The organism is Olleya sp. KJ81-1 (genome assembly GCF_055808135.1).
Window position 1 is genome coordinate 1,474,066 of the sequence record NZ_CM147854.1, and the last position, 17,755, is coordinate 1,491,820.

The window sequence follows — 17,755 nt, forward strand, 5'->3', positions numbered from 1 at the left end:
TTGGTAAAAAAAGCTTTGTTTTGATATAAGAAAGTAAAGTTTTAACCTCAGTTACCATAATTATGAAATTAGAAAACATATTAGACAAAATGGGTTCGATAGAAAAGAACTCGTTTATTAAGATAATAGATACCATTATATCTAAAAATCCTAAGCAAATAAAAGAGATTAACACAATTCTAAGTTCTACAGACAAAGGGTTAAAATCTGTAGACAATCAAAATATATCGAAGATTTTTGCATTAACTGAAAATGAATTTCAAGAATATATTAAATGTGAATTTCAAGAAATCACTTCTCAATTAGATATTTTAATTGATATAATTATTAGAGATGGTAACTGTATAATGAAACAAGATTGGTTTTCCCGTCTTTACGAAACTGAAGTCAAGCAATTAAAAACTAAAATTAAAGGATTAAATGCAGATTTTGAAGATGATAAATCTGAATTGAGTATTCTTAGAAAAAGGGATTATAAAATCTACAAATCTTGTTTACATACAGCCTATAACAATGATATAGCTAATAATAGAGAAGCAAAAGTCTCTTCGGATGAACTTTCAATAATACTTACACTTTCAAAACAACTAGGACTTTCGCAAGAAGAAATTAAATTAATAAATTACTCTATTCTACCAATCAAAAAGCTTGATATACAAGATGTAATCAAAGGGTTGAAAAATATTGGTGTTATCTTTTTTTCAAATAAAGAAAACACTATTTATGTTGCTGATGAAATGGTAAGAATATTAAGAAATATAAGAGAAAAAGAAGTTGGCGAAAAATTTTACAGAAGAACATTAAAATTATTAAGAGAACCAATCATAAATCAAATATGCAAAGATCACAATATTGATAGAAAGCTTAATTACTCTGAAAAAATTGAAGAAATAATTAAAGAAGGAGTTTCTTTTACTAATCTACTTTTAGAAGGAATTTACAAAACAGGAAGTACCTTAACCGAAAAGAAAAAAACCTTAAATGAACTTTGTGAAAAAGGTTTAAATATAAGTAGTTTAAAAGGAAGTACTTTAGATGAAAAAATAAGCAGTTTAATCGAATATTTTGATAATGTTGAACGTGATGAAAAAGTTGGTATTTCATTAGATGGATTTGATAAATTATTATCAGAGTTAAATCAGTCTTTACCTAAATTAAATAAACAAATAAAGGATCAATTTGAATTACAAGAAGAGTATGTTTTAAAAGCAGACTTTTTATTAGATTATAATATTAAACCTAGAGACATTTTAGATTTAATTATCAAAGAAGATTTAACTAAATTTATTAAAGATAATGGAGTCAAACAGCGAGGAGATGACATTTTAAATATTTTGGAACATTACAAAGATGTTGAAAATTTATATCTAGAAAATTATCAAAACGTAGCTTACAGAAATCTTAATTTATTAAAAGAAAATGGAATCCTAATAAAGGAAAGTGAATTAGGTCAAAAGTTTGAAGAATTAACAAAAACAATGTTCACTAGTTTAGGTTTTAATGTAGATGATTCTTTTAAAAATAAATTAAATACTAAAAAGGATATGATGGATATTCTTTTAAACTTAGGTAACGACGAAATCATAATTGTTGAATGTAAAACCAGTAAAGAAAGAGGATATAACAAGTTTAGTTCTGTTTCTAGGCAACTTAAATCTTATCAAAACCTTGCGCTTAAAAACAATTTAAGAATAGTCAAAATTTTACTAGTTGCTCCTGAATTTAGTGATGATTTTGTTACAGATTGTGAAATGGATACAGAAATGAATTTATCATTAATTACAGCTTCAACTTTATCAAATATTTTTGACTTTTTTAAAACATCCAAATATAAAGAGTTCCCTCATGTGTTATTTAGAGACATTGTTATTAACGAAGAACGCATTTTAAAAGCTTTGAGTAAATAAATTAAATTATATAATTTAACTTTACAAAAAACCTAATACATGACCTTTGCTGCAATAGATTTTGAAACTGCTAAAAGTCATCATATTTGCTCTGTTGGAATTGTGACGTTTAAAGATGGTGAAATTATAGAAGAGTTTCATGCATTAATACAACCGCCTAAAAACGAATACAATTACCACAACATACAAGTACATGGTATTACAGAGGATGACACTAGATTTTCGCCTAACTTCAAAGCTATTTATCCTGAGATAAAAAAAGGATTTCGGGAATTACAACTGTGGCTCACAACGAGTCTTTTGACAGAACGGTTTTACTAAAAACGATGAGCGATTATAATATTCCGCATGCTGATTTAGTCATGGAACAGCGTTGGGAATGTACCTTAAAACTATATCGCAATAAAGGTTATAAACCTGCTAAATTAGATGCTTGCTGTAAAGTACACAATATCCCTTTAAAGCATCATGATGCTTTATCTGATGCTAGAGCATGTGGTAAATTATTTTTAATTGCTCAGTTTGAGTCTTTACCGTTATTTTAGATTACAAACCACAACTAAGCACGTGCTTTTTTTATTAATTTAATAACTATAAACGCTATTAAGGCTTGCATTAATGCGTTAACTGTTACAACCAACCAAAACGAATTTGTGCTTGATCTATAAATACCCTGTTCTGGAAACAAGCGATTAAATAAGGTTAACGGAAACGAAATAGCTTCATCAATTAACCGTATTACAATACTATTGGGTTGCAGGACGTGTTCTGCTAGATAACTTATTGAAAACCCTAACGCTATATCTATAATAAATAGAATAATAAATAGTTTGACAAATAATTTCATGCTGTAAATTAATAAAAAAAATACAAACTAAAATATCACACTTCATCAACGTCACTTCGAGTGGTTTGTGAGGTACGAACAAATTGTATCGAGAAGTTATTCAAACTGTTACAATTCTCAATACATTTTTTCTAAAGTCGAAGCTCTGGAACCAACGTGATTTACCTACAAGTTATCCAACTGATTATCTGTACCTTTTTCACTTATTGTCCAAAAGAAACCTACAAAGAAAAACTGATCTGCAGCTGGTCGCAAGGCACGTCTATTAAACTGACCATTTATATTTGGTGTATCTGAATATTGATAACCATTAACATTAGTAAATCCTAAGGCATTATTTACTGAAAAATAAAGGATTTTTTGAGGACTTAAAAGGTAAGCCCAATTAACGCTTAAACTATTATAAGCTTTTGTTTTTTGATTTAAAAATCCCATCTGATTTGGATCTGTATACGATCGACCAGATGCAAAACTATAACTAAGTCCTACCTGACTTTTCCAACTATCTATCCAATACTTTCCGACTACTGACAGATTATGTGTGTTAGCAAAATTTGGTTGTGCAGCTGTTGGAAAATTTTTATAATCACGCTTAGTATCCAATAAAGAATAACTTATCCAATAATCAATATTTTTGATACTTTTATTATCTCTAAAAAATAAGTCTAAACCTTTAGCATAACCGCTACCAGAGTTATTAAAGTTAGTTTCAAAAGTTGTAAAATCTGTATCATATTTTACCAAATCACTATACTTTTTATAATAGGTTTCGGCTCTAAATATTTTACCATCTGCATTAAACTGATAATTTAAAATGTAATGTTGCGCTTGTTGTGCTTCTAGGTTTTGATTAAACTTTAAAATAGCACTATTGGGTTGCTGAAAAAAGTTACCATACGCTAATGACAGCTGACTTTTACTACCTGTTTTATAAGCTAAGGACGCTCTTGGAGATAATGTAGCTTTATCAAATAAGGCACTATACTCTGCACGAAAACCTGCTTTTAATGCTAAATTTTTAGAGAAGAAAATATCAGCCTCAGTATAGGCTGCTGTTAGGTTATTGTTATAACCATAAGTAACGTTATTAATTATTGGATCGTTATAGTCTTCACTGAATTGCGTCGCAAACTGTTCGGCACCAAAATTTAATTTAAACCGATTACTAATGTGGTGTTTAAGTTTGATTTTTGCGTGTACAGAATTTTCAGTTGACTGAATTTTACTATCTAAAATATTAATTTTTCCTTTTGCGTACGTATAACTAAACCCACTGGCTAGTGTCCAATTGCTATTTAAAACTTGGTTATATGAACCATTAAAATAAAAATTCTTGTTATTTAAAGTTAATGGTAAACCATCCTCTAGATTTATATCTTCTTGATTTAAACTAAAATCTGAAGTATCAAATGCACCATAAAGTTTAAGTAATCCATTGTCTGTTTTATGTCTAAAAACCGCTTCTCCAGAAAAGGTTTCGAAAGGTTTTTTCCAATCGTTACGATCATCAAACACTTGTAAATAAGGTGATAAATTAATGTAAGACGCATTAACGCTTAGGCTATTTTTACCCCAAATTTGGGTATTTCCTAAACTAGCACCAACACTCATGATACCAATATCTGTTTTTTCTTGATCTGGTTGATTAATAGTATTAAGCTCTAATACACTTGATAAAGCTTGTCCATATTCTGCACTATAACCTCCTGTAGAAAATGTAATTCCGTCAAACAAAAACGGAGAATAACGTCCACGTGTTGGAATATTATTTGTGGTTGGAGCGTATGGTGTAAACACACGAATACCATCGATAAATATTTGTGTCTCTTCTGCGTCTCCACCACGCACAAATAAGCGTCCATCTTCTGACACTGTTGTTGTACCTGGAAGTGTTTGTAATGCGCCAACAAAATCGCCTAATGCACTTGCAGTAGTAACTACATCTAACGGTTTTAATACTGATATTTTACTATTATCTCCTGCAGCAAAGGTACCAGCAGATAGTACTACTGCGTCCAAAGTATTAACATCGTCTTTTAATACAATTTTTAAATCTTGTAATGCTGCAACCTCTTTGGTTATAATAAACGTCTCAAAAGACACAAACGAGATGACTAAACTGTGCTGTCCTACGTTGCTTGTTGTAAAACTAAAACTACCATCTGCCAATGTGCTGGCTCCATCATAAGTTCCTTTTAGGTAGACATTAGCTCCAAGTATGGGTTGTTTGTTTACATCTGTTACTGTACCAAAAATTGTGGTTTGTGCTTGCGTGATTAAACTGATTAATAGGATTAAAATGGTAATAAAAGGTTTCATAATATTTAGTTCGATTTTTGATTGTTTGATGGTACAAAGATGTTTGGATGACTCTTGATTTAAAATAAAACAATCCCGAAATGTTGATTTTTAAGGATGAGTTGCGTTAGCGGTTGTAGTGGTATCCTTTTTTTGCTGCCATATATGGCAAAAAAAGATTTAAACGGAAAACGCGACCCTTGTGGTAACGCCAAAAAAAATAATTTTAAATTTGTGTAACATCTTTATATTTTTAACTACTAATAGTTAAACCAACCAAATAACCATTGAGTAAACCACTAGAACAAAATTTTGTCGAATTGCTGGAGCAGCATCAAAACATTGTGCATAAAGTTTGTAGACTTTATACCAATAATTATGATGCGCACAATGATTTGTTTCAGGAAATAACCATCCAGTTATGGAAGGCTTTTCCGAAATTTAGAGGTGATAGTAAGTTTAGTACTTGGATGTATCGTGTGGGATTAAATACTGCAATTACGCTATATCGCAAGTCTAAACGGACTATTAATACTCAGCAATTTGATACTGTACAGTTTAAAATTAGTGCTGAAGAGTATGATAGTACAGAAGAGGACCAATTAAAATTATTATATAATGCTGTCCACCAATTAAATGATATTGAAAAAGCACTAGTTTTTTTATATCTAGAGGACAAAAATTATAAAGAAATAAGTGAAACAATGGGTATTACTGAAGTTAATGCTAGAGTGAAAATGAACCGAGTGAAAACTAAATTAAAAACCATTTTAAATCCGTAACCTATGGATGAATTAGAATTATTGAAGAAGGATTGGGTTAAAAGTGATGCTAAATTTGAAAAAAATCTGCCTCGCAAATTTACCCTATGTTGTTAAAAAAGTCGTCTAGTATTGTTAAGACGCTATTTTATATAAGTGTTGCCGAACTAGTTTTTTGGATTGTTATAAATGCGCTACCGTTTATAATGTCTGATACGTATCGTGCTAAACATGAAGAATTATATAGCAGTAATTTGTTTATAATTTTAAGTGTCCTATCCTACGCTATTATTATACTATTTGTGTATTTATTATATAAATCATACAAATCTATATCTGTAACTGATAATGCTAGACGTTTAATGAAAAGCATTATTAAAACTAGAAAGGTAATTAAGTATTATGTGCTGTACAATCTAATTATGGCGTCTGTATCGATGATATTTGGTTTTTATTATTCTAGTAAACATGATCCCAAATTAGTTGAAAAAATTGAGCATTTTAATAATACGCAATTTATGGTCATGGTTGGTGTGTTTACTTTAGTGACAGTTATTTTTGTTACTATAATCTGGTTGTTTTATAAACTAATCTATGGTATTTTATTAAAACGATTAAATAGAAACTACAACGAGCTTAAAAAAATAGAAGTATAATGCAGACTTTTGATAACTATATTGCTTTTTTTAAAGGCTTAAAAACTGAATTATCTACAAAAAAGGAATGTCGTATATACGACAACTTTATTAGAGTATTTAACGATTTAAATCTGCGTGATTTTAACGATGCAGAATTAAAATCGATACATAATGAGCTGGAGCTAATAAACTTACAATCTGATACAAACATTAAGGTTTTATCTAAAAATTTGCAACAGTTATTAGCTTATTTAAAACAGAAGTTTAATTTAATTACTATTGGTCATTATGCCAATACATACATGCCAATAGGTATGTGTCTTGGATTAGTGTTTGGTATGGCTTTAGGACCATTAAGCTTAACTTTTGGACTACTAATAGGTATGGTAATTGGTATGGCTTTAGGATCCGAAAAGGACAAAAAAGCAAAAGCTGAAGGTCAGGTTATAGATGTAAAAACGTCTGAAAGCTGTATTTAACCTAACGACTATTACCCTAAAAACTCACGTTGCTTATTAAGTTCTTCTTGCGCTAATAATTCTGCTTGAGGTATCACTTTTAAAAACGATGGATGTTGCTCAATAGCATATTCAATTTGCTCTACAATATCTGCAATAGAGTCGTTTTCGTAATCAATTTTTAAGGGTTCTTTAATCTCAAAAGATTGGTATACATTTTTCTTTTTAATACGTAATCCTTTTTTGTCAAAACTACGTCTAAAACCATCAATTACTATAGGTACGACTATTGGCTTATGACGTTTTATAATGTGCGCTGTTCCTTTACGGATTGGTTTAAAAGGTGTGGTTGTCCCTTGTGGGAATGTAACTACCCAACCGTCATCCAATGCTTTTTTAATAGCCGAAATGTCAGACATTTTAACTTGTCTATTTACGTCTTTACCTTCGCTACGCCAAGTACGTTCTATACTAATAGATCCTGTGTATGCAAATATTTTAGGTAATAATCCAGCCTTCATTGTCTCTTTAGCTGCAACGTAATAAAAATTTAATTTTGGATTCCATAAATAACCCACGTTTTTTATGGTGTCTTGCCTATCACTTAATGCTGCATTAAAGACATGAAACATTGCAATTACATCTGCAAAGTACGTTTGGTGATTAGAAATAAATAATACGTTGGTATCTGGTAAGTTTCTTATAATATCAGACCCTTCTATTTGTAACTCATTAAACCCTCTATAACGTCTATGTGTCAAGACACCAAGGATTCTTATCAACCATTTTTTAACAAAAAGTATATGTCCGAAAGGATTTTTTTAAATAAACCCATAGTTTTATTTTACATTTAGTAAATACAAATATAGAAAAACCTTTACGTTAAAGGGTTGCTTTTAACAAGTCTTTGACTTCGCTAAGCATCATAGCTGTTGCTCCCCAAACCAAATGATTACTCAAATTAAAGGCAGGCACCTCAACCTCAGCACCATAACTAGTCTTAACTTTTTTGGAAGTTAAATTACCATCGCTTAACAAATCCGTTAGATAAACCTCTAACAAATCCTCTACTTCTGTATCTTGTTTAGTAAATATTGGTGTTTGAGAAGCCAATCCAATAAACGGTTGAACATAAAAATTACTAGGCGGAATGTAAACTTGTGTTAGTTTTTTATAGACTGTAACTAATTCTGGATGTACACCAACTTCTTCATGCGTTTCGCGTAATGCTGTTTGCATCAAATCCTTATCTTCTAACTCTACTTTTCCTCCTGGAAAACCAACTTGTCCAGAATGAACCCCTTTATACGTTTTTCTTAAAATTAAAATAAGTTTAGTTTGCGCTTCCAAATCCGGATAAAACAAGGCTAAAACTGCACTTTGTCTGGCATTTTTGATATTATCACCTTGCTGCTTGACTAAATCTTGCCTATAAGGTGGCACCATTTTAAGCTGCGATGCTTCGGCTGGCAATGGTATATTTTTTATTTTTGGTAACGCTATGACAAATTCATTAAAATTCATTTTAAAAATGCGCGTATTATTATTGGTTGGTTTTTGTTTAATCTTTCTTAATTGTGAAGATAAACAATCCAAATCTAAATCGACAACAAACTTATCTAAAACAACTATTGATACTATAAAGAAAGACACCATACCAACGCGTAAATATCCTTACTTGACAGAGGATAACGCAATGGACTTTTTTTAGAATACGAGACTAATAACAAAGAAAACAAAGTGCGGTTGGTAACAACCATGGGTAATATTGATATTTTATTGCATGACATTACAAAGTTTCATCGTGCCAATTTTATTTTTCTGACTAAACAAGGTGCGTTTGATAATACGCAATTTCATCGTGTGGTTAAAAACTTTATCATTCAAGGTGGTAATACAGACAATGTAAAAGTTGCTGCCAAACGTGGTAAAATTGGTCACTATCTATTACCAACAGATACCAAACGTGGATTTACACATAAAAGAGGTGTAATCTCTATGCCTAGTAGTGATATTGAAAATCCACATAAATTAGCCTCTCCTTACGAGTTTTTTATCACACAACAAGATGCGTTTCATTTAGATGGTGACTTTACTATTTTTGGAGAAGTCATCAATGGTTTGGATGTTGTTGATAAGATTAATGCAGTAACTGTTGACGAGTCTGATTGGCCACTTACCAATATCTATATTAAAACAGTCAAAATTTTAGAATAGTGACTTACTTTTAAGTATTTTTAAGCTATAATTAATTAAACTATGAAAACAAATGCCATTTACTGCATCCTAACCTGTACTATTATTTTACTTAGTACTAGTTGTAAAAAAGATGCTACAACCAACAACAATTCTAAACCTATGAGTGATAACCTATTGCTTAAAGACTTTACAGGACCTTATGGTGGTGTTCCTGCTTTTGACAAAATGAAAGTTGACCAAATCCAACCTGCTGTTTTAGAAGGCATTGAACAAGGTCTAATTGATATTGAGACTATTGCAAATAATACGGAAGCACCAACTTTTAAAAATACTATTGAAGCTATGGAACGTGCAGGTCATAGCCTAGATAATGTATTTACGTATTATGGTATTTTTAGTAGCAATATGAGTAGTCCAGAATTTAGAGATGTGCAAAGTGCTTTAGCTCCTAAATTATCTGATTATACTTCTAAAATTAATCAAAACGAAGCTTTATTTAAACGCGTAAAAGCGGTTTATGATGCCTCACAAACCAACCCACTTCCTGCAGACCAGCAACGTGTTACAGAATTGGTTTACAAGCGTTTTGAGATGAATGGAGCCGAATTAGACGACGCCAAGAAAAAACGTTATGCTGAAATAAATAAAGAATTATCCACACTATATAACAAATTTGGAGATAACGTTTTACATGACGAAGAAAACTATATCACATATTTAACTAAAGACCAACTTGACGGATTAAGTGATGGTTTTATAAAATCTGCAGCAAAAATAGCAACAGATAATGGTAAGGATGGCATGTATGCTATCACAAATACAAGATCTTCAATGGATCCGTTTTTAACTTATAGTACTAAACGTGAATTGCGCGAGCAAGTTTGGACCAACTACTACTCTAGAGGAGATAATGGAGATGCTTATGATAATAAAGCGCTTATCGCAGAAATTTTAAAACTTAGAAGAGAGCGTGTAAAATTATTAGGCTACTCTAATTATGCCGAATGGCGTTTGCAAGATCGTATGGCAAAAACACCAGAAAACGCTATGGCATTAATGGAAGCTGTGTGGCCTGCAGCTATTGCAAGAGTAAAAGAAGAAGTTGCAGATATGCAAGCTGTAGCTGATGCTGCTGGTAAAAATATAGAAATTGCACCTTGGGATTATCGTTTTTACGCTGAAAAAGTACGTCAAAAAAAATACGATTTAGATAGTGATCAGGTCAAACAATACTTACAATTAGACAAATTAACACAAGCCTTATTTTATACAGCTGGACGTTTATTTAATTATAAATTCACTCCAGTAGAAGAGGGAAAAGTACCTGTGTTTCATGAAGACGTTAAAGTTTGGGAAGTTACAGATTTAGATTCTGGAAAACACATTGGACTTTGGTATTTAGATCCATTTGCTAGACCAGGAAAACGATCTGGTGCTTGGGCTACAACCTATAGAAGTCATACCACTTTTGATGGTCCTAAAACAGTATTAGCATCTAACAACTCTAACTTTGTAAAAGCTGCTCCTGGCGAAGCGGTTTTAATATCTTGGGATGATGCCGAAACTTTCTTTCATGAATTTGGACACGCATTACACTTCTTTTCATCTAATGTAAAATACCCAACATTAAATGGAGGTGTTAGAGATTATACTGAGTTTCAGAGTCAATTATTAGAACGTTGGTTATCTACAGATGAAGTTATTAATCAGTTTTTAGTGCATTATAAAACAGGAGAACCAATTCCTGAGACACTTGTGGCTAAAATCAAAAAAGCAGCAACATTTAATCAAGGTTTTGCTACTACAGAATATCTAGCATCTGCCTTAATGGATATGAAATTACATTTAGCAGACCCAACAGATATTGATATTGCTAAGTTTGAAACCGAAACTTTAGCGACACTTAATATGCCAAAAGAGTTACCAATGCGTCACAGAACACCACATTTTGGTCATGTGTTTTCTGGCGAAGGGTACGCTACAGCTTATTATGGTTATATGTGGGCAGATGTCCTAACTAGCGATGCTTCGGAAGCATTTAAAGATGCACCTGATGGTTTTTATGACAAAGCTTTAGCAGATAAATTAGTTAAGTACTTATTTGCACCAAGAAATAGTATGGATCCAGCCGAAGCTTATAATTTATTTAGAGGTCGAGGTGCTAAAATTGAAGCTTTAATGCGTGATAGAGGTTTTCCGGTTACAACAAATCAATAATTTATTATAGTTTAATAAAATAACCCTATTTATAGTTTCTAAAACTTATTTATAGGGTTATTATTTTTTTAAAGATAGCTATTTAGGCTTTCAAAAATTTTAACAATATGATAGTTACTGCTAAACAAGATGAAAGAATTGCTAAAATGACTTTTGCTTCCGTATATCCACATTATGTGACTAAAGTAGAAAAAAAAGGACGTACAATTGAGGAATTACATCAAGTCATCCAGTGGTTGACAGGCTACAATTTTAAAACAATTGAAACCTTAATTGACAAAAAAGTATCATTTAAAACCTTTTTTGAAGAGGCAACACTTAACCCAAATGCTAACCTTATTAAAGGTGTAATTTGTGGTTATCGTATTGAGGACATAACGTTTCCTTTAACACAGCAAGTAAGGTACTTAGATAAATTAGTCGATGAATTGGCTAGAGGTCGTAAAATGGATAAAATTTTAAGACAGAATTGATTCTTTTTAACTCTATTGTTATTTATCCTCATTCAATCTTACTTTGTTATATTAAATCTATTTAAATACTTTATTTTTGATTAAAATTAAATAACTCTGCTAAATATATGAATTGGATTATTTTAATCATTGCTGGATTATTTGAAGTAGCTTTTGCTGCCTGTCTTGGTAAAGCAAAAGAGTCTAGTGGTACAATAGCTACCTATTGGTATATTGGATTTATAATCTGTCTAGTTATAAGTATGTTATTACTTTTAAAAGCTACCAAACAACTACCTATAGGGACAGCCTATGCTGTATGGACAGGTATTGGAGCTGTTGGGACAGTCATTTTAGGGATTGTAGTTTTTGATGAGCCTGCAACTTTTTGGAGACTATTTTTTATTACCACTTTAATAATATCTATAGTAGGATTAAAAGTAGTTACTAATTAATCTTTATATAAATTAGGTAAACTAATTTTAAACTTTACAGCAATAAGTCTTACGGTTATTACTACTGCTCCAGCAATTACAAAAACAAAGTCTGATGCTATGGGTAATTTAATGACAGCAAAATAGGTAGCTCCACCCAAAATACAAGCTGTTGCATACACTTCTTTTCTAAAAATCACAGGAATTTCATTACATAAAATATCTCTAATTACACCTCCAAAACAAGCACTCATTGTACCTAAAAAAATACAAATAATAGGATGTAATCCAGCCGAAATTCCTTTTTCAACGCCAACAACTGTATATAATCCAATACCAATAGTATCAAACAAAAACAAGGATTTACGTAAATAATCAATTTTAGATCTAAAAACAACAGCAAAAATAGTAGATGCTATAACAACGTAAATAAAAGTCATATCCTTCATCCAGCTAACAGGTGTTTCGCCAATTAAAACATCTCTTAAAGTACCTCCTCCAACAGCTGTGACAAATGCGATAATTAAAATACCAAAAGCATCCATACGCTTATTTAGCGCTACCAATACACCTGAAATTGCAAAAGCAATTGTTCCTAAAATATCTATAATGTAAAACATAGTAAATTTAAAAAGCAAAATTAGTTTTTATAAAATAAACCTAAGACCTTAAACTATAATAATTATCAAAATTGGATTTAACAAACGACTTGTACGAGTTAATCTGCCTAAGCTAACCGTTAATCTTATTAGTTTTAATATTATTATTATTTAAACTATATTGGTCATGCTATTAACCAATATTCTAAAAAAATGAAACGATTAGTTTTACTACTAACTGTTGTCCTGCTACTATCTGTATCTCAAAATTTACAAGCGCAAGATGTGTATTCTCCATGGACAGCTAGTCTAAGCACTAATGCAATTAATAACCCTGTGCTAAAAGCACCCAATAATTTAGGACGTTTTAAAACCTGGAATTGGGAAGCTGCTGGTTTTAAAGGCGCAATTTCTAGACACCTAACAGGTAATTTATCTTTGGAAGGTTCTGTAACATTGACAGGAATCAAGCAAAACTATATTGATGTTGACAAAAAGTTTTCATTAATAGCTTTAGATGGTCTAGCTAAATATAACGTTATAAATAATTTTAATGTAAACCCATATGTTGCTATAGGAGGTGGATTAACTTGGGTTGATACACTAGGTAAATCACTTACAGCAAATGCTGGTGTTGGATTAAATGTTTGGTTGACTTATAATTTTGGGTTGACAGGTCAATCCATTTATAAACATGCATTAGACGATTATGGTATAAGCCACTTCCAACATTCTGTTGGTATAATTTTTAAATTTGGTGGAACAGATAACGACAACGATGGTATAATTAATAAAGAAGATAATTGTCCTAATGTATTTGGTTTAGCAATGTTTAATGGTTGCCCAGATACAGATAAAGATGGTATAATGGATCAAGAAGATAATTGTCCAGATATCGCTGGAACTTTAAATGGTTGTCCAGACGCTGATAACGATGGTGTTGCAGACCCATATGACAAATGTCCAAATTTTGCTGGAGACAAAACTAATAACGGTTGTCCTTTACCTGATACCGATAATGATGGTGTACCAGACAAATTTGACAAATGTCCTTCTGTTAAAGGACTAAACAACAATAATGGTTGTCCTCCTGAAGCTGATATTAATGAAATAAAAATAACATCTAAACCAAAAGCTGTTTTAATTTATTTTGAATTAAGTAAATCTGAAATCACAGCTGAAAGCAAAAAAATATTAGATAATGTAGCCTCTTACATTACAAAATCAAACATTAAAACTTACGAAATATCAGGACACACAGATAATACGTCCTCTGCAGAAACTAATTTAAAACTGTCTTTAGCTAGAGCCAATGCTGTTAGAGATTATTTAGTTGCAAAAGGTATTGATAAAACCAAACTATTAACGCGAGGTTTTGGTGAAGAATTTCCTGTTGATTCTTCTAATACGGAAGAAGGCAGACATAAAAACAGACGTGTAGAAATCATACCAATGATTTAATTCTACAATTGAACTATAAAAAACAACAGTTGAGTACAGTTTTTTAGTCTAATAGTTGTCTTTATTGCAAATTTGAAGTGTTAACCAATTAAAACAACACCTTATGAAGACTTTTAAAACATCTAAAAAACAGTACTTAACTTTTGTAAATAGCTTAGTAGTTTTTATGCTTAGCATTTCATTTTCCTTTGCTCAAGTAGATACTGATGAAACTACAGATACTGGTCAAACTATCACTGTTGTAGTTAATAAAGTAAAAAACAACTCCGGACAAATAATGTTTGCTTTACATACCAATGATACTTGGATGAAAAGTCAAGGCATACAAAATATAAATAGCTCGATAAAAGATAACACTGTAACGGTAACTTTTAAAAATGTAAAACCTGGTGCATACGCAATAATGGTATTACATGATGAAAATGAAAATAATCGTATGGATTTTGAAAACGGTATGCCTCAGGAAAACTATGGTATGTCTAACAATCCGCTATCTTATGGTCCTCCTAATTTTTCTGAAGCTAAATTTGAAGTAACTAATGAAAATTTAAACTTTGATGTACGCTTCTAGGACTATTCAAAAAACAAATTAAAATAAAGCCACTATATCGTGGCTTTTTTAATTTTACATTTTTTTACAACATTATCTTTTTTTGATTAACTTAGTGATAACCAACACTCTTAACAACCTACTTAATAATCAATATATGACCTGTCGTAGAATAATTTACTCTAGTCAAGCCACACAACATTTTAATAAACGTGATTTATTAGATTTATTACATGACGCACGTGCATTTAACACAATAGATAATATTACAGGTGTGCTAATGCACAAGGATGGTTTATTTGTTCAGGTCATAGAAGGAGACCATAATATTATTGACGACCTGTTAAACCGTTTACGTCGAGATATAAGACATAGTAAAATCAAAATAATTGATGATCAAACAGTAAAGACTAGACTTTTTGGTATTTGGAGTATGGGTTGTGCAGATTTTGATGATCCTTCATTAAGTTTAATTCCTGGTATAAGAACAGATTTAAGCGATCCTAAGGTTGTAGAAGATTTAATTAATAGACTTCCACAAGTTGCAGACATATTATTAGAAAACATTGCTATCTAAACCTGACACTATTTTAAGTAATAATTTATTGTAGTGTATACTTAGTTGTTACAATTTTACCTTTCCCTTCTTTTAAATTTATAGTTAAAAGCACTTCTTGAGATGTAATCTTAAAATTAAAAGGTGCTTTTAAAACATCCAAACCACTCTGCTTTTTAAGTCTAATACCTTGTCCCGAAATTATATCTAGATTAGGAATAAAATCAAATGATGGAATATGTTCCGTAATGATAACATATTTGTAAGCCTGTAGCTTTTTCAAAATGTTTTTGACTTCTTTGTTAGATAAATGTTGTAAAACTTGCCTAATTAAGGCACAATCTGCAGACGGTAATTCGTCTAAAGCAATATCCAAACAACTAAAGGACAAGTTATTTGCTATAAAATTGTTTTTGTTATAATCAATCAAGCTTGGTACAATATCTACAGCAAAATATTTACTAGCATAATTATACAAATTACTTCCTATATTAAAATCGCCACAGCCTAAATCGCAAACACTAATTGGTGTTTTAAATGTTTTTAAAAAAGACACAATAACCTCTATATATGGATTAACCAAATCCGGATTATGCGAACCTTCACCTGAATAAAATTCTGACGCATTACTTCCCCAAAGGTTTAATTTATAAACCTGTTCCATAGCTGCTTTGGTTGGCCAAGGTGTTTTTGGAGTCTTCATTGTCTTAACTATTAACACATAAAATACTTACTTTATAGAAGTATATCTAGCAAACCTACAAAAACTATGTTTCAAAAAAAAGAGCTACTTATGTAGCTCTTTTTTAATCAAAAATTAATGTCATTATAAGCTTTTACCTAACCAAGCATTCATCATCCAAATTGTTTTTTCTTGCTCAGAGATAAAATCACTAATCATAGCGTTGGTACCTTCATCATTTGCATCTCCAGAAGCATCCAAAATGTCACGTTCTAATTTTAATAATTCTGTTAAAGATGTTACTATTAAAGCTACAGCATTTTCATCTTTAGATACATTATGTCCTACTGGTACTTTAGCTATTTTAACGTAGTCTTCAAAAGTATGCAATGGTGTTTCTCCTAAAGTTAAAACACGCTCTGCAATTAAATCTACTTTCATATTTGCATCTGTGTATAACTCTTCAAACTTAACATGTAATCCAAAAAAGTTTTTACCTTTAATATTCCAGTGGATTCCTCTTAAGTTTTGATAATATATCTGAAAATTAGCCAGTAATTGATTTAATTGATCTGCTAATTCTTTAGTTTTTTTTGTGTCTAGTCCTAAGCTATTATAAGTCATAGTATTGTAATTTATTTGTTTACTCAAATTTACAACTAAATAAACCAATTAATATATAAGTTTTATTGATAGATTTTATATTTTTATAGTCTTAAACTATATCGATGACAATAACTCAATTATCCTATGTACTTGCTGTTGCAGAAAATCAAAATTTCACAAAAGCTGCTCAAAAGTGCTTTGTAACACAGCCAACATTAAGTATGCAAATACAAAAATTAGAAGATCAATTAGATGTTTTAATTTTTGATAGAAGTAAAAAACCAATAGAGTTAACAGAAGTAGGTAAAAAAATAGTAACCCAAGCTAGAAATATAGTTAATGAATCCTACAGAATCCAAGATATTGTAGATCAAGAGAAAGGTTATATAGGTGGCGAATTTAAGATTGGTATTATCCCAACCGTTATGCCAACATTATTACCTATGTTTTTAACCAATTTTGTTAAAAAATATCCTAAGGTTAAACTTAAAATTGAAGAGTTAACTACCGAAGAAATAATATCTAGAATTAACGATGGTCATTTAGATGCTGCAATTGCTGCAACACCTTTAGAAAACGAAAATATTAAAGAGCGCGTCCTATATTTTGAACCATTTGTTGCTTACGTACCACAAAATCACAGGTTAAAAAACAAGAAAAAGTTAGAAACCTCTGACTTAGAAATAGATGATATGCTTTTACTTGAAGATGGTCATTGCTTTAGGGATGGTGTTATTAATTTATGTAAGGCTTTTAAAAACCATAGTGACGATAAGTTTCAAATAGAAAGTGGTAGTATAGAAACTTTGGTTAAATTATCTAACGAAGGTCTAGGCATGACATTAATGCCTTACTTACATACCTTAGACTTAAATGATAGAGATAAAGAGAATCTACATTATTTTGCAGAGCCTTCACCTGCAAGAGAAGTTAGCTTAATATATCATAAAAGCGAGCTTAAAATGCAAATTATCGAAGCAATGCAAGACGTGATTTCTGGTATTGTTAGAGGTGCTATTGCTTTTCAAAACGTGCAAATAATTAGTCCTATATCTAAATAATAAAATAAAAAAAGCGACCAAATGGTCGC

The 17,755-nt window shown here is 30.9% G+C and carries 21 protein-coding genes and 1 pseudogene; 15 read left to right on the top strand and 7 right to left on the bottom strand.

The window, feature by feature from the left end; genetic code table 11:
* Positions 1-62: 62 nt before the first annotated feature.
* The 3 genes from AC0L3M_RS06970 to AC0L3M_RS06980 are packed head-to-tail and all read left to right on the top strand — an operon-like array spanning position 63 to position 2,452.
* Complete coding sequence (locus tag AC0L3M_RS06970) at positions 63-1,907, top strand: hypothetical protein (protein ID WP_292946403.1); 1,845 nt, start codon at positions 63-65, stop codon at positions 1,905-1,907.
* A gap of 39 nt (positions 1,908-1,946) precedes the next feature.
* Positions 1,947-2,228, top strand: a complete 282-nt coding sequence (locus AC0L3M_RS06975; protein ID WP_473432326.1) for an exonuclease domain-containing protein — start codon at positions 1,947-1,949, stop codon at positions 2,226-2,228.
* A 5-nt stretch (positions 2,229-2,233) separates the two neighbouring features.
* Entirely contained in the window at positions 2,234-2,452 is a 219-nt protein-coding gene (locus AC0L3M_RS06980; protein WP_473432327.1) for a 3'-5' exonuclease family protein, read from the top strand.
* Positions 2,453-2,466: 14 nt separating this feature from the next.
* Here AC0L3M_RS06980 and AC0L3M_RS06985 read toward each other — a convergent pair whose 3' ends face one another.
* Positions 2,467-2,754, bottom strand: a complete 288-nt coding sequence (locus AC0L3M_RS06985; protein ID WP_292946381.1) for a hypothetical protein — start codon at positions 2,752-2,754, stop codon at positions 2,467-2,469.
* A gap of 165 nt (positions 2,755-2,919) precedes the next feature.
* Positions 2,920-5,073: a TonB-dependent receptor gene (locus AC0L3M_RS06990; RefSeq protein ID WP_473432328.1), complete on the bottom strand. Its 2,154-nt coding sequence runs from the start codon at positions 5,071-5,073 to the stop codon at positions 2,920-2,922.
* 266 nt (positions 5,074-5,339) lie between these two features.
* Here AC0L3M_RS06990 and AC0L3M_RS06995 point away from each other — a divergent pair, with 266 nt between their 5' ends.
* From AC0L3M_RS06995 to AC0L3M_RS07005, 3 genes are all read left to right on the top strand, one after another.
* Positions 5,340-5,834 (top strand): RNA polymerase sigma factor, encoded by a 495-nt coding sequence (locus AC0L3M_RS06995; RefSeq protein ID WP_028281693.1) that lies wholly within the window; start codon positions 5,340-5,342, stop codon positions 5,832-5,834.
* An 86-nt stretch (positions 5,835-5,920) separates the two neighbouring features.
* On the top strand, positions 5,921-6,469 hold the full coding sequence (locus AC0L3M_RS07000; protein ID WP_473432329.1) for a hypothetical protein: 549 nt from the start codon (positions 5,921-5,923) through the stop codon (positions 6,467-6,469).
* Positions 6,469-6,930: a hypothetical protein gene (locus tag AC0L3M_RS07005; protein WP_473432330.1), complete on the top strand. Its 462-nt coding sequence runs from the start codon at positions 6,469-6,471 to the stop codon at positions 6,928-6,930. The genes AC0L3M_RS07000 and AC0L3M_RS07005 overlap by 1 nt, the downstream gene beginning before the upstream one ends.
* 11 nt (positions 6,931-6,941) lie before the next feature.
* Here the strand turns inward: AC0L3M_RS07005 and AC0L3M_RS07010 are convergent.
* Positions 6,942-7,744 (bottom strand): annotated as a pseudogene (locus AC0L3M_RS07010) (lysophospholipid acyltransferase family protein).
* Between the two features lie 47 nt (positions 7,745-7,791).
* The gene (locus tag AC0L3M_RS07015; protein WP_473432331.1) at positions 7,792-8,433 is read right to left on the bottom strand and encodes an NUDIX hydrolase; all 642 of its coding nucleotides are present in this window, start codon (positions 8,431-8,433) and stop codon (positions 7,792-7,794) included.
* A 7-nt stretch (positions 8,434-8,440) separates the two neighbouring features.
* Here AC0L3M_RS07015 and AC0L3M_RS07020 point away from each other — a divergent pair, with 7 nt between their 5' ends.
* The 5 genes from AC0L3M_RS07020 to AC0L3M_RS07040 all read left to right on the top strand — a co-directional run bounded on the left by AC0L3M_RS07020 (position 8,441) and on the right by AC0L3M_RS07040 (position 12,232).
* Entirely contained in the window at positions 8,441-8,620 is a 180-nt protein-coding gene (locus AC0L3M_RS07020) for a hypothetical protein (protein ID WP_473432332.1), read from the top strand.
* A gap of 35 nt (positions 8,621-8,655) precedes the next feature.
* Positions 8,656-9,126 carry a peptidylprolyl isomerase gene (locus AC0L3M_RS07025; protein ID WP_473432333.1) on the top strand — a complete coding sequence of 157 codons (471 nt, stop codon included), beginning with the start codon at positions 8,656-8,658 and terminating at the stop codon, positions 9,124-9,126.
* Positions 9,127-9,168: 42 nt separating this feature from the next.
* Positions 9,169-11,325: a M3 family metallopeptidase gene (locus AC0L3M_RS07030; RefSeq protein ID WP_473432334.1), complete on the top strand. Its 2,157-nt coding sequence runs from the start codon at positions 9,169-9,171 to the stop codon at positions 11,323-11,325.
* Positions 11,326-11,432: 107 nt separating this feature from the next.
* The gene (locus AC0L3M_RS07035) at positions 11,433-11,798 is read left to right on the top strand and encodes a DUF2200 domain-containing protein (RefSeq protein WP_473432335.1); all 366 of its coding nucleotides are present in this window, start codon (positions 11,433-11,435) and stop codon (positions 11,796-11,798) included.
* 107 nt (positions 11,799-11,905) lie between these two features.
* Entirely contained in the window at positions 11,906-12,232 is a 327-nt protein-coding gene (locus AC0L3M_RS07040; RefSeq protein WP_473432336.1) for a DMT family transporter, read from the top strand.
* Here AC0L3M_RS07040 and AC0L3M_RS07045 read toward each other — a convergent pair.
* The gene (locus AC0L3M_RS07045; RefSeq protein ID WP_473432337.1) at positions 12,229-12,831 is read right to left on the bottom strand and encodes a trimeric intracellular cation channel family protein; all 603 of its coding nucleotides are present in this window, start codon (positions 12,829-12,831) and stop codon (positions 12,229-12,231) included. The genes AC0L3M_RS07040 and AC0L3M_RS07045 overlap by 4 nt on opposite strands.
* Positions 12,832-13,023: 192 nt before the next feature.
* Between AC0L3M_RS07045 and AC0L3M_RS07050 the strand changes: the two genes are divergently transcribed.
* The 3 genes from AC0L3M_RS07050 (at position 13,024) to AC0L3M_RS07060 (ending at position 15,398) form a co-directional block, all read left to right on the top strand.
* The gene (locus AC0L3M_RS07050; protein WP_473432338.1) at positions 13,024-14,271 is read left to right on the top strand and encodes an OmpA family protein; all 1,248 of its coding nucleotides are present in this window, start codon (positions 13,024-13,026) and stop codon (positions 14,269-14,271) included.
* 103 nt (positions 14,272-14,374) lie between these two features.
* Entirely contained in the window at positions 14,375-14,842 is a 468-nt protein-coding gene (locus tag AC0L3M_RS07055; protein ID WP_473432339.1) for a DUF2141 domain-containing protein, read from the top strand.
* Positions 14,843-14,978: 136 nt separating this feature from the next.
* Positions 14,979-15,398, top strand: a complete 420-nt coding sequence (locus AC0L3M_RS07060) for a BLUF domain-containing protein (protein ID WP_473432340.1) — start codon at positions 14,979-14,981, stop codon at positions 15,396-15,398.
* 25 nt (positions 15,399-15,423) lie between these two features.
* On the opposite strand, the gene AC0L3M_RS07065 is transcribed toward AC0L3M_RS07060, so the two are convergent.
* Together AC0L3M_RS07065 and AC0L3M_RS07070 are read right to left on the bottom strand one after the other, a co-directional pair.
* Positions 15,424-16,080, bottom strand: a complete 657-nt coding sequence (locus tag AC0L3M_RS07065; RefSeq protein WP_473432341.1) for a methyltransferase domain-containing protein — start codon at positions 16,078-16,080, stop codon at positions 15,424-15,426.
* A 123-nt stretch (positions 16,081-16,203) separates the two neighbouring features.
* Positions 16,204-16,683, bottom strand: a complete 480-nt coding sequence (locus tag AC0L3M_RS07070) for a Dps family protein (RefSeq protein ID WP_145002270.1) — start codon at positions 16,681-16,683, stop codon at positions 16,204-16,206.
* Positions 16,684-16,787: 104 nt separating this feature from the next.
* Between AC0L3M_RS07070 and AC0L3M_RS07075 the strand changes: the two genes are divergently transcribed.
* The gene (locus tag AC0L3M_RS07075) at positions 16,788-17,726 is read left to right on the top strand and encodes a hydrogen peroxide-inducible genes activator (RefSeq protein WP_473432342.1); all 939 of its coding nucleotides are present in this window, start codon (positions 16,788-16,790) and stop codon (positions 17,724-17,726) included.
* Positions 17,727-17,755: the final 29 nt, after the last annotated feature.

Bases quoted from the DNA above. Each gene is read 5' to 3' on its own strand.
- AC0L3M_RS07015 (WP_473432331.1), bottom strand. From the start codon at position 8,433: ATGAATTTTAATGAATTTGTCATAGCGTTACCAAAAATAAAAAATATA.
- AC0L3M_RS07030 (WP_473432334.1), top strand. From the start codon at position 9,169: ATGAAAACAAATGCCATTTACTGCATCCTAACCTGTACTATTATTTTA.
- AC0L3M_RS06975 (WP_473432326.1), top strand. From the start codon at position 1,947: ATGACCTTTGCTGCAATAGATTTTGAAACTGCTAAAAGTCATCATATT.
- AC0L3M_RS07060 (WP_473432340.1), top strand. From the start codon at position 14,979: ATGACCTGTCGTAGAATAATTTACTCTAGTCAAGCCACACAACATTTT.
- AC0L3M_RS07075 (WP_473432342.1), top strand. From the start codon at position 16,788: ATGACAATAACTCAATTATCCTATGTACTTGCTGTTGCAGAAAATCAA.
- AC0L3M_RS07055 (WP_473432339.1), top strand. From the start codon at position 14,375: ATGAAGACTTTTAAAACATCTAAAAAACAGTACTTAACTTTTGTAAAT.
- AC0L3M_RS07065 (WP_473432341.1), bottom strand. From the start codon at position 16,080: ATGAAGACTCCAAAAACACCTTGGCCAACCAAAGCAGCTATGGAACAG.
- AC0L3M_RS06985 (WP_292946381.1), bottom strand. From the start codon at position 2,754: ATGAAATTATTTGTCAAACTATTTATTATTCTATTTATTATAGATATA.
- AC0L3M_RS07005 (WP_473432330.1), top strand. From the start codon at position 6,469: ATGCAGACTTTTGATAACTATATTGCTTTTTTTAAAGGCTTAAAAACT.
- AC0L3M_RS07050 (WP_473432338.1), top strand. From the start codon at position 13,024: ATGAAACGATTAGTTTTACTACTAACTGTTGTCCTGCTACTATCTGTA.
- AC0L3M_RS07040 (WP_473432336.1), top strand. From the start codon at position 11,906: ATGAATTGGATTATTTTAATCATTGCTGGATTATTTGAAGTAGCTTTT.
- AC0L3M_RS07020 (WP_473432332.1), top strand. From the start codon at position 8,441: ATGCGCGTATTATTATTGGTTGGTTTTTGTTTAATCTTTCTTAATTGT.
- AC0L3M_RS06970 (WP_292946403.1), top strand. From the start codon at position 63: ATGAAATTAGAAAACATATTAGACAAAATGGGTTCGATAGAAAAGAAC.
- AC0L3M_RS06990 (WP_473432328.1), bottom strand. From the start codon at position 5,073: ATGAAACCTTTTATTACCATTTTAATCCTATTAATCAGTTTAATCACG.
- AC0L3M_RS07035 (WP_473432335.1), top strand. From the start codon at position 11,433: ATGATAGTTACTGCTAAACAAGATGAAAGAATTGCTAAAATGACTTTT.
- AC0L3M_RS07000 (WP_473432329.1), top strand. From the start codon at position 5,921: ATGTTGTTAAAAAAGTCGTCTAGTATTGTTAAGACGCTATTTTATATA.
- AC0L3M_RS07070 (WP_145002270.1), bottom strand. From the start codon at position 16,683: ATGACTTATAATAGCTTAGGACTAGACACAAAAAAAACTAAAGAATTA.
- AC0L3M_RS07045 (WP_473432337.1), bottom strand. From the start codon at position 12,831: ATGTTTTACATTATAGATATTTTAGGAACAATTGCTTTTGCAATTTCA.
- AC0L3M_RS06980 (WP_473432327.1), top strand. From the start codon at position 2,234: ATGAGCGATTATAATATTCCGCATGCTGATTTAGTCATGGAACAGCGT.